This is a genomic window from Halogeometricum limi, assembly GCF_900115785.1.
Taxonomy (GTDB): Archaea; Halobacteriota; Halobacteria; order Halobacteriales; family Haloferacaceae; genus Halogeometricum; species Halogeometricum limi.
Map to the genome: position 1 here is coordinate 928,449 of NZ_FOYS01000001.1, position 11,133 is coordinate 939,581.

An 11,133-nucleotide genomic window follows, 5' to 3' on the forward strand; every position below is an offset into this window, starting at 1 on the left:
GCCGCGAACCGTCGGCTATCGTGAGCGTCACTCGACTTCTTTCTCTGTCTCGCGCTGACCGTTCGTCTCGCCGCCCGCCCCGGACTCCGTCTGTCCGTCGGATTCGGCGACGACTTCGTCCGGGCTCTTGATGTCGGATTTGTCCTGCGCGTCCGCCTCGGCGACGACTTCGTCCGGGCTCTTGATGTCGGGGTCTGCTCCCTCTTTGATGGCTTGTGCCTCCTGTTCGAGTTCTTCGACGTCCATCTCGGCGGCCTGGTCTATCTGGCCGAGAATCTCTTCGATGTCGTCCAGTCCGATGAGTTCGCGCGTCTCCGCGTCGAAGTCGAGGCTGTCGAGTCCGGCCTGTTCCTGCACGTCGGAGTTCGAGAGCTGCCGGCCGTACCGACCGAGGAGGCTCGTGAGTTCCTGCGGGAGGACGAACGTCGTCGACTCGCCCTGTCCGATGTGTTCGAGCGTCTCCATCCCCTTCTCGATGATTGCGCGTTCGCCCATCGACTCGGCGGACTTCGCGCGGAGGACGGTGGAGATGGCGTCACCCTGCGCTTCGAGGATCTGACTCTGCTTTTCACCTTGCGCGCGGATGATGTTCGACTGTTTTTCACCTTCCGCCGTCTCGACCGCAGAGCGCCGCTCACCCTGCGCCTCCAGAATCATCGCACGGCGGCGACGTTCCGCGGACGTCTGCTGTTCCATCGCCTGCTGGACGTCCTGGGAGGGGTTCACTTCGCGGACTTCGACGGACTCCACGCGGACACCCCACTCGTCGGTCGGTTCGTCCAGTTCCTTGCGGATTCGCGCGTTTATCTCCTGTCGCTTGTTCAGCGTGTCGTCCAGTTCCATGTCGCCGAGGACGGCCCGGAGCGTCGTCTGCGCGAGGTTCGAGACGGCCTTCTTGTAGTCGTCGACCTCCAAGAACGCCTTTCGCGCGTCCATCACCTTGATGTAGACGACGGCGTCGGCGGTCACCGGCGAGTTGTCGCGGGTGATGGCTTCCTGTCTCGGGACGTCCAACGTCTGCGTCCGCATGTCGAACGCGTACGTCCGCGAGACGAACGGCGGGATGAAGTTGATACCCGGTTCCAGTAGTTTGCGGTACTCACCGAAGACGGTGAGCGCCTTCTTCTCGTACGCGTCGACGATTTCGACCATCTGGTAGACGGTCACGACGGCGAGGAGGAGAACTAACAACCCGACGAGGTACGCGCCGAGCGTGAGTCCCACCTGTAACAGCACGGGGTCCAGTACCATGTCCTGAGCTTAGCGTGTTAGTTAAATAAGAGTTCGCCCGTGACAACCGCGGACGGCGCTCTCGACGCGTCTCGCCCGCCTCGGGTCCGGTCAGGCCCGTTCGCTTTCGGTCTCCGTCTCGGTCGCACCGCTCTCTGCGCCGTTGTCGCTCTCTCCCCCGTCGCCGTCGTCGCCGTCGCCGCGCTCACGACGCCCGCGAGCGAGTTCCCTGTCGATGTCGTCCAGCGCAGAGTCGACCGATTCGACGGTGACGACGTTGCCGCCGCCGGGGTCGACGACGATGACTTCGCTCCCCTCGGCTATCTCGCCGCCGACGGACCGGGCCGCGTAGTAGGGGTTGAAGCCGCCGCCCTCGTCCAGTTTCACCTCACCCTGCGTCGGCGTGACGCGTTCCGTGACCCGTGCGCTCCGCCCGCGGAGGGCTTTCGAGTCGCTGGTCTGACCGGTACCCTTCCCGCCGTACAGGTCGAACTCGCGGTAGCCGTACAGCGCGAGTGCGCCGAACAGGAAGACGAGCACGCCGAGGACGAGGGGGCTGGCGAGTGGTCCGAGGACGAGTCCGACCAGTCCCGCGGCTAAGAGCGCGATACCGAGGACGATGAAGTGCGCACCCGGTGCCAACGCCTCCGCGACCGAGAGGCCGAGTCCCGAGACGACGAGGAGGTACGGAAGCATCTCGGGGGGCAGAGACAGTTGGAGGAACGCCGGTGGCGGCGACCTGAGCATAGCGAGACTTAGCGTGCGTGTCGATTAAGCGTTGTCACGTGAACGGGTCACGTCTCGGGTTCGGTCGCTTCCGGGACGATTCCCTCGTCGCGGACGAACCGAACCGTCAGTTCGTCGTCGCGGACGACGAGCGTCCCACTCGTCGCGTCTTCCGGGACGCTGAACGCCACCCACACCTCACGCGGGTCGTTCGGGGCGAACAGTCCGGCCTGCGCGAATCCCGTCGTCCCGTTCAGGGGTTGGTGTCCGTACCGGTCACCGGCGACTTCCAGCGCCAGCGAGTCCTGGTCGAGCGACAGGTGCGAGGAGTCCTCGTTGCTCACGTTCATCCTGACGAGGACGAACGTCTCGTTCGCCGGCGCGGCGTACGTCGTCCCGTTCACCGTCAGCGTGTCCGTCGCCCGCGCGTTCCAGCGGACTTCGGCCGTCGCGTTCGCCCCGGCAGTCGAGAGCGCCGAGACGGACACGTCGCCGGAACCGCCCGACGCCGCACCGATGGCCGGCAGCCCGAGCGCGGGTCCGACGGCCGACCCGACCAGGAACACCACGAGGACGAGAAGCGCCACCGGCAGGACGACGTCCGGTCTCGGGAGACTCGTCAGCGGTCCCGGGAGCGTCGGTCCGTCTCCCTTTCCGTCCGCGTTCGACGTCTCCGCGCTCGCCGACCGACCGCCGTCGCCTCCCTCGCCGCCGACGGCACCCCCACCGTCGCCTCCCTCGCCCGACTCGCTCCCGCCGACCGGCAGTCGGTCGAGGAGCGCCTGAAAGTCGAACGGGAGCGCTTCGGGGACGGGCACGCCGTACGACCGAAGCGTCGCGAGCAACCGGTCGAGCGGACTGCCGCCGCCGGTGTACTCGCGGAGGACGTGTTCGAAGCCGCCCTCGTCGACCGTCTTCGCCAGCGTCTCGCGGTCCAAGAGGTGGATTCCCTTCGACTTCGCTATCTTCCGCACCGGGTCGGCGTACGCGCCCTGCGTCGCGACGACGCCCACGTCGATGCCCTTCTTGCGGCAGAACCCGACGAACTTCTTCAGGTGTTGCTTTTTCACGTGCGAGTCGACCGTCGGGAAGACGTACAGCGCACCGCGCTTGCCGTCGCCGCGTTTGCCGACGATGAAGTACGTCTCGTCGGGTCGCTGTTTCACGGACGTCTCCCACCCGCGTTCGTTCCAGAGGTCTTCGAGGAACGAGACGAACGACTCGGGTTCGAGTTCGGGCAGTTTCTCCATCAGTGCGTCACCTCTCTCGGGTCGGTGTGGTCTCTCACGTGTCTCCCCCCTGTCTGCGAGCGACGAGTCCCGCGGCCGCGAGTATCGCGACGACCGCGACGGCGGGCGACAGCGAGACGCCCGTGCTCGTCGCGTCGGACGGGTCTAGCGGCGTCTCCGAGCGAACGGGGTACGGCGTCGTCGTCGCCGTCGGCGTGGCGGTGGGCGTCGCCGTCGCCGTGGGTGTCGGCGTCGGCGTCGCCGTCTCCGTCGGCGGCGCGCCGAACGAGACGCGCGCCGTGTCGTTGACGACCCACCCCGAGCGCTCGTAGGCGGTGTCGTTCCGCGAGTACGCCTCGTCACCGTCGTCGGTAACCAGTTCCGCGCGCAACGTCTGCTCGTCGTACAACGGAAGCGACAACTCCGCGCTCACGTTTCGGTGTCTCCCCGGCGCGAGGTAGTCGGACCGTCCCACGCCGTCGCCGTTTGCGTCGTGGATGCGGACGAACCCGCCTTCGGGAACCTCGACGCGAGAGAGCGTCACCGTCGCGCCGTCGGGCGACTGGTCGTCGAACCGGACGCTCGCGTTCGGCGCGACGAGGGTCACCTGCTGTGCGGTCTGCAAGAAGAACTCGTCGCCCGAGTTGACGTCGTCGGTCCACAGCGTCGCGTTCACGCCGCGCGTCACGTCGCCCACGTCGAACGTCGTTCGGTACCGTCGCTGACTGTCCACCGTCGCCTCGCTGATGAGGAGGAACGCGTTCGGTTTCGGCGACCGGAGGCGGACTTCGAGCGTCGTGTTCGGCGCGTACGTCGTCGTTCCCTCGACGGCGAACGACTCGTTCTCCCACGGGTAGTGGACGGAGTCGTTCGACGGCGACAGGGTCGCCACGGGGTCGACGAGGGTGAACGACCGTGTCGCCGCCGTCGTCTCCGACTCGACGAGGCCGTTCTCCTCGGTGAGGGTCAGGCGCATCTCGTACTCGTTCCGGGCGGCCTGTTTCCGAACGTCGAGGGCCGACGTGTCCAGTACGAAGTAAATCGTATCCGCCTCGAACGACGGGTAGACGGAGACGTTCGCCTCCGGGTCCGCCGTCGCCACGTACTCGTCGGGCTGGCGGTTCGGACCGGGCGCGGTCTGTGAGACGTTCAGTTTGATGCCGTTCGCGGCGGCGTCGCCCGCCAGTCGGTCGGGTTCGAGCGCCGTTTCGAGACCCGTCTCGTGAACTTTCATCACGACGTAGTCGCCGCGGGCGACGGTGGTTCCCGGCGACATCGTCCCGACGAGTTCGCCCGTGTCGGCGTTCCCGTCCGCGTCGGTGTTCGTCGACGCGCCGAACGACCCGGGCGTGACGAACGACTCCGCGCTCATCTCGCCGCGCGGTTCGACGGTGAGCGTCGACAGGTCGCGTTCGTCGCCCTCGACGGTGACGTTCATCAGGTAGTCCGCGGGCTCTATCGGCGCGTCCGGTGCGGGCGACAGGAGCGTCGCGTCGCCCCCGTCGACGTACTCGTCGGGGTCCGCGGCCGTCGTCGCGTACGTGTCGATGACTATCTCGTCGGTTCCGCTCCCGCCGAGCGCGATGCGGAGGTGGTAGCCGTAGTCGGGGCCGCCGATAGTGACGTTCGCCGGACCGGAGTGGCTCACGGTGAAACGCACCTCGTCGCCTCGGGTGACGTTCACGTTGTCGCTTCCGAACGAGCCGCTCGCTTCCGTCTGGAGGGTGCGTGCGGACTCGTAGCCGCTGGGTGCCCCGTGCTCGTTGGCGAGGGCGAGCGCGGGGGTGGGGCCGGCGGCGACGAGCAGTAACACCGCGGCCAGCACCGTGAGGGTGTGTGTCGATTGCATCGGGGAGACGGCAGTTACTGCTCACTAACCGGTATCCCACATAAAACACTGCGGTCGAGTATTCAGAACTGATAATCTCGTCCGCGAGAACGCCCGATTTCGCGGGGGAGACGGAGTGTGCGGCGGTGACTCACAGCGCGGTGACGAACAGGAGGACGGTGCCGACGGCACCGATGACGACGAACAGCGCGTTCTCGGCCGTCGGTCGACCGGGTTCGAGCGGTTCGAGCGTCCGCGGGTCCTCGAAGACGTCGTCCGTCTCCTCCTCCTCGTCCGCGTCGGCGGACGTGGGTGTCGTCTCCGGCGCAACAGTCGGGTCCGCTTCGGTGTCGTCGACGCCGTCGTCGCGTCTATCCATTACCGGCGGTACGAGACGAGTCGCAAAAGGGCTACCGCCACGCCGTCGGCGCGCGCCGGGCGGTCGGACTACCGGTCTCTATCGGACTCGTGTCGGATGACGTTCCCCTCGTAGACGACGCCGCGTTCGGCGTGGAGGGTGACCTCCGTCCCGGACTCGACGCTCTCGGGGAGCGGTGCGCCCGATATCATCGGGATGTCGAGTTCGCGGGCGACGAGCGCCGGATAGCCGGTCATCCCGGCGCGGGCGTCGATGATGCCGCCGAGTTTCTTCGCGTCGCCGTCGAACTCGCCGTCGAAGTCCGCGGGCAGCGCGAGCAGTGCGCCCTCGGGGACGTCGGTCAGGTCGCCGTCGGCGGAGATAGCCAGCGGACCGGCGACGCGGCCGCCGACGACTTTCCGCCCGGTGGCGACGGCTTCGGCGGCGACGTGGACTTTGAGCATGTTCGTCGTGTTCGTGCCCTCCAACTCGGTCATCATCCCCGAGAGGACGACCAGCGTGTCGCCGGACTCGGCCGCCTCGGCGTCGAGGGCGGCCTCGACGGCGTCGTCCATCATCTCGTCGACGCCCTCGCGGTAGTCGGCGTACTTCGGGATGACGCCCCACGAGAGCGTGAGTTGTCGGCGGACGCGGTCGTTCGGCGTCGTCGCGACGACGGGCACCGCGGGGCGGAACTTCGCCGTCTTCCGCGCGGTGTACCCGGATTCGGAGGCGGCGACGATGGCGCTCGCGCTCACGTCCCGAGCGAGGTATCGGGCCGACCGGGCCAGCGCTTCGGTCCGCGAGTCGTCCTCGGCGACGGGGACGTGCTGTTCTTGGTTCTCGTCGTACTCGTCGCAGGATTCGACCTGTTGGACGATGCGGTCCATCGTCTCGACGACGCGGACGGGGTTGTCGCCGATGGCCGTCTCACCCGACAGCATCACGGCGTCGGTGCCGTCCAGGACGGCGTTCGCCACGTCGGACGCCTCCGCGCGCGTCGGCCGTCGCGAGTGAATCATCGAGTCGAGCATCTCCGTCGCCGTGATGACGGGCGTCCCCGTCGCGTGACACCGGCGGATGATGCGTTTCTGGATGATGGGTACCTCTTCGAGGGGCATCTCCACGCCGAGGTCACCGCGGGCGACCATCACGCCGTAAGAGGCTTCGACTATCTCTTCGAGGTTCTCGACGGCGCCCGCGCGCTCTATCTTCGCGACGACGGGGATGTCCGCGCCGAGGTTCTCCAGCGCATCGCTGATGGTGTAGACGTCCTCCGCGGACCGGACGAACGAGGCGGCGACGAAGTCGGCGTTCTTCTCGGCGGCGACTTCGAGTTCGCGCTGGTCGCCCTCCGTGATGAGGTCGATGTCGAGTTTGACGCCCGGGAGGTTCACTCCCTTCCGACTGCCGAGTTCGCCGCCGGAGTCGACGTGAGCGACGACGACCCCGTCCTCGACGCGGGTGACGGTGGCTTCGATGCGGCCGTCGTCTAAGAGGACCGTGTCGCCCCGTTCGGCGGCGTCGATGGGGTACGAGAGACCGATTTCCTCCGGCGTCGCGTCGTCTCCCTCGACGAAGCGAACCTCGCTATCCGTCTCGAGTCGGATGGGGTCGTCGATGGGTGCGGTGCGCACCTCGGGGCCCTGCAGGTCAACCATCGCCGCGAGGGGTTCTTCGGTGCCCTCGTCGACGGTTCGGATTCGCTCGATGACCTCCGCTCTGTGCTCCGGCGTGCCGTGACTGGCGTTCAGTCGGGCCACACTCATCCCGGCGTCGGAGAGTGCCCGAATCGTCGCCTGGTCGTCGGACGCGGGTCCGAGCGTACAGACGATTTTCGCGTTTCTCATAGCACGGAATAGCAGTCACCTCCTAAAAAAGCCCGACGATAGCACTACTCTCGTGGTAAAAATTCATGTACTACTAACGTGTCGATACGAAACAATTTGCGTCGGAGGACGACCGTTATCTCCGCTCGGGACCAGATGGACGTATGGACACAGGAGAGCGGCGTCGCCGTCCCGACGGGGGTGAGACGGGGAGCGACGACCGGCGGACGACGACTGTCGGCGAATCGACGAACGCGTCCGCGATTCGCGGCGACGGCGGTATCGTCCCGGCGGACCGGACGCCGACGTGGCGCGACCGGAAGGCGCGGACGACGGGCCTCGCGCGACTCACCTACGAGTACTTCGAGCGCTCGCGGTACGAAGACCAAGTACTCAGAGCGCAGTCGGCGTACGTCGAACGCGACGTGCTCGCGTTTCCGACGTGGCCCCACGAGACGGTCAGAAACATGTCTATCGCGAGTTTCTTCGTCGGGATGATTCTGTTTCTCTCGGCGATGCTCCCTCCGCATATCGGCGCGCCCGCGAACCCGAGTTCCACCCCGGCCATCATTTTGCCCGACTGGTATCTCTACTGGTCGTTCGGCCTGCTCAAACTCGACCCCATCAACCCCGAGTTGGCCGTCCTCGGCGGGCAGAAACTGATGGCCGACCGGACGTTCGGCGTCCTCGCGAACGTCGTCGTCGTGGGCTTTCTCGCGATGGTGCCGTTCCTCAACAAGGGGTCGGCGCGCAGACCGGTCGAGCAGCCGTTCTGGGCCGCTCTCGGCGTCGGCGGCGTCGTCTTCGCGTTCACCATCAGCGTGCTGTCGGTGAAGAACCTCGTCCCCATGGACCCGAACGTCCTGTTCGACCTGACGTTCCTCGCGCCCGTCGTCGCCGGCATCGTCACCTACGCGGTGCTGAAGACGATGCGCGAGGGGTACATGTACGACCTGAACCGGCGGTACTACAGACTCCGGCCGCCTCGGTGAGTCTCCTGTCTCGGCATCTCGTCGGGCACCCACTCGGGGCGCGCCCCGCCGTACTCGACGCGCCACTCGCCGTACTCTTTCTCGTCGGCCAGCGACCACACGATGTCTTCGAGGACGGGTGCGTCCACGACGTACGCGCCGTCGGTACGGCCGGTGAAGCGCACGTCGAACGACCCGTCGCCCTGGTCGTGGACGGCGACGCGGTGGACGCCGTCGCGAATCTCCTTCGGGACCGACGCGACGAATCGGAAACTCGCCGCGGCGAGGCCGGGAGAGAGGCGGATGGGAGGGCCGCGTTCGAGGGATACGTCGACACTCGTGAGACCGAAGTACATGGATACTCACTATCTATTCACGAATGAAAACTGTTCGGGGTCGGACGGGGGTTCCCGAACGGAAGACTGCCATCACGTTTTAGCACGAGACGCTTCACCTCCGACCTATGCAACACGTCACAGACGACGTCGTCGGCAAGCACGTAGTCGGCCCGAACGGCGAACGAATCGGCAAAGTCACCGGCGTTCAGGACGGCAAGGCGATGCTGAAGGGCGAGACGGGCGTCTCCGCCGACATGGAGGACGCCTTCCGAAACGACGACGACGAAGCGCTCTCGGTCACCGCCGACCAGATCGTCGAAGTGACCGACGACGAGGTTCGCGTCGACGTCGACTCGCGGTAGTCGGACGCGACCGAAGCGGAGAGAAGAGACGGAAGAGACGAGACGGGCGGCGTCGGTTACCGGACGCGCGTCCCGGGTTCGGCGTCGCCGTGCGTCGTCAACAGGTCGGCCTGTTCGCCGGCGGCCAGCACCATGCCGTTGGACTCGACGCCGAACAGTTCGGCCTTCTCCAGGTTGGCGACGACGACCACCTTCTTACCGGGCAGTTCGTCGAGGTCGTGGAGTTGCTTGATGCCCGCGACGATCTGTCGTTCTTCGACGCCGATGTCGACGGTCAGTTTCGCGAGTTTGTCCGCGCCGTCGATACCCTCGGCGTCGAGAATCTCGGCGACGCGCAGGTCGAGTTCTTGGAACTCCTCGAAGCCGATTCGGCCTTCGAGCAGGGGTTCGTGTTCGTCGCTCACGTCTTCACTCGAACCGTCGGCGGCCTCGTCAGTTTCGGTTTCGTCCGCGGCCGTCGCCGCCGCGACGCGCGATTCGAGTTTCTCGTTCAGTTCCTCGACGCGTTCTTCTTCTATCTTCTCGAACAGTTCGGACGGTTCGCCGAACGATGCGGCGGGCGCGTCGAGTGCCGCCTCCACGCCGGCGGCGTGCACGTCGTCGTCCTCGTTCAGGTCGTTCCAGAGTTGCTCGGCCTTGCCGGGCGCGAGGGGTTCGAGGAGGACGGCGACGGCTTTCGCCACCTGCACGCAGTCGCGGATGACCTGTGCTTTCTCCGCGCCGTCGTCGAGTTTCCACGGTTCGTTCCGCTGGATGTACTCGTTGCCGAACTGGGCGAGTCGGACCACGCTGTTTCCGACTTCGCGGACGGAGTAGTCGTTCACGCCCGCTTCGAACTCCTCGATGGCCGTTTCGATTCGCTCGCGAACCTCGTCGGAGAGGTCAGCCTCGGGGGTGCCCTCGTACTCGCGGTAGGCGAACAGCATCGACCGGTAGAGGAAGTTGCCGACGGTGCCGACGAGTTCGTTGTTCACTCTGTCGCGGAACTTCTCCCACGAGAAGTCCACGTCCTGCTGGAACCCGCCGTTCGTGGCGAGGTAGTAGCGGATGAGCGCGGGGTCGAAGCCCTCCTCCAGATACTCGTCGGCCCAGACGGCGCGGTTGCGAGAGGTGGAGAAGCCCTTCCCGTTGAGCGTGATGAACCCGGAGGCCATGACGGCGCGCGGTTCGACGTGGCCCGTCGCGTGCAGCATCGCCGGCCAGAAGACGGTGTGGTGCTGGATGATGTCGCGGCCGATGATGTGGACGATGTCGCCCGACTCCTTCCACGCCTCCTCCCAGTCGAAGACGTCGGCACCGACGCGGTCCGTGTACTGCTTCGTCGAGGCGATGTACTCGATGGGGGCGTCCACCCAGACGTAGAGGACGAGGTCCGATTCGGACTCTCCGGGGTAGTCGATACCCCAGTCCATGTCGCGGGTGATACACCAGTCCTGCAGTTCGCCTTCTATCCACTCGCGGGGTTGGTTCTGCGCGTTCGACGTTCCTTCGAGACGGTCGATGAACTCGCCGAGGTAGTCCTGCAGTTCGGACACCTCGAAGAAGCGGTGGCTCCGTTCGCGGTACTCGGCGGCGTTGCCCGTGAGCGTCGAGACGGGGTCTTCTATCTCGCCGGGTTCGAGGTGACGACCACAGCCCTCGTCGCACTCGTCGCCGCGGGCGTGTTCGCCGCAGTACGGACAGGTTCCCTCGACGTAGCGGTCCGGAAGCCACTGGTCGGCCTCGGGGTCGTACGCGACGGGAATCTCCTTCTCGTAGACGTAGCCCGCCTCCTCGAGGTCACGGACCAACTGCTTCGTCAGTTCCGTGTTCGTCTCGTCGTGGGTGTGGCCGTAGTTGTCGAACTCGACTTCGAACTTCGGGAACGTCTCCTCGTACTTCTCGTGGTGTCGCAGGGCGAACTCCTCGGGGGTGACGCCCTCCTTCGCGGCGTTGACGGCGACGGGCGTGCCGTGCATGTCCGACCCGCTGACGAACGCCGTCTCTTGGCCGAGTCGTTTCAGCGCGCGACTGTAGATGTCGCCGCCGACGTACGTCCGGAGGTGGCCGATGTGCAGGTCACCGTTCGCGTACGGCAACCCGCAGGTCACCACCGCCGGATTCTCCGTGGGGAAGTCTTCGTGGCTCATGGTGGTTCGTGTCTGGTGATTCGTGGTGGCGGGACCAAAACGCCGTCGGGTTCGCTCGGACTCGCTACGCTCGTCCTCGCTCCCCGACGAGTTCTCGCTCACTTCGCTCGCGAGAACGCCGTCGGGTTCGCTC

The 11,133-nt window shown here is 66.3% G+C and carries 10 protein-coding genes; 2 read left to right on the forward strand and 8 right to left on the reverse strand.

The window, feature by feature from the left end; translation table 11 throughout:
- Nucleotides 1-27: 27 nt before the first annotated feature.
- The 6 genes from BM282_RS04840 to pyk all read right to left on the reverse strand — a co-directional run bounded on the left by BM282_RS04840 (nt 28) and on the right by pyk (nt 7,221).
- Nucleotides 28-1,245, reverse strand: coding sequence for an SPFH domain-containing protein (locus BM282_RS04840; protein ID WP_394327784.1), 1,218 nt, complete (start codon nt 1,243-1,245; stop codon nt 28-30).
- A gap of 96 nt (nt 1,246-1,341) precedes the next feature.
- Nucleotides 1,342-1,977, reverse strand: coding sequence for an NfeD family protein (locus BM282_RS04845; RefSeq protein WP_089877251.1), 636 nt, complete (start codon nt 1,975-1,977; stop codon nt 1,342-1,344).
- Between the two features lie 47 nt (nt 1,978-2,024).
- On the reverse strand, nt 2,025-3,206 hold the full coding sequence (locus BM282_RS04850; protein WP_089877254.1) for a restriction endonuclease: 1,182 nt from the start codon (nt 3,204-3,206) through the stop codon (nt 2,025-2,027).
- Between the two features lie 34 nt (nt 3,207-3,240).
- Entirely contained in the window at nt 3,241-5,034 is a 1,794-nt protein-coding gene (locus BM282_RS04855; RefSeq protein WP_089877255.1) for a DUF7282 domain-containing protein, read from the reverse strand.
- Nucleotides 5,035-5,164: 130 nt separating this feature from the next.
- On the reverse strand, nt 5,165-5,392 hold the full coding sequence (locus BM282_RS04860; protein WP_089877257.1) for a DUF7312 domain-containing protein: 228 nt from the start codon (nt 5,390-5,392) through the stop codon (nt 5,165-5,167).
- Between the two features lie 68 nt (nt 5,393-5,460).
- Entirely contained in the window at nt 5,461-7,221 is a 1,761-nt protein-coding gene (gene pyk, locus BM282_RS04865; RefSeq protein WP_089877259.1) for a pyruvate kinase, read from the reverse strand.
- A gap of 143 nt (nt 7,222-7,364) precedes the next feature.
- On the opposite strand from pyk, the gene BM282_RS04870 reads away from it, so the two are divergent.
- A complete protein-coding gene (locus BM282_RS04870) occupies nt 7,365-8,192 on the forward strand; it encodes a cytochrome bc complex cytochrome b subunit (RefSeq protein ID WP_089877261.1) in 828 nt (275 codons plus the stop codon).
- Here the strand turns inward: BM282_RS04870 and BM282_RS04875 are convergent.
- Entirely contained in the window at nt 8,168-8,527 is a 360-nt protein-coding gene (locus BM282_RS04875) for a hypothetical protein (RefSeq protein WP_089877263.1), read from the reverse strand. The genes BM282_RS04870 and BM282_RS04875 overlap by 25 nt on opposite strands.
- Nucleotides 8,528-8,634: 107 nt before the next feature.
- On the opposite strand from BM282_RS04875, the gene BM282_RS04880 reads away from it, so the two are divergent.
- On the forward strand, nt 8,635-8,871 hold the full coding sequence (locus tag BM282_RS04880; protein WP_089877265.1) for a hypothetical protein: 237 nt from the start codon (nt 8,635-8,637) through the stop codon (nt 8,869-8,871).
- A gap of 56 nt (nt 8,872-8,927) precedes the next feature.
- On the opposite strand, the gene metG is transcribed toward BM282_RS04880, so the two are convergent.
- On the reverse strand, nt 8,928-11,000 hold the full coding sequence (gene metG, locus BM282_RS04885) for a methionine--tRNA ligase (RefSeq protein ID WP_089877411.1): 2,073 nt from the start codon (nt 10,998-11,000) through the stop codon (nt 8,928-8,930).
- Between the last annotated feature and the right edge of the window lie 133 nt (nt 11,001-11,133).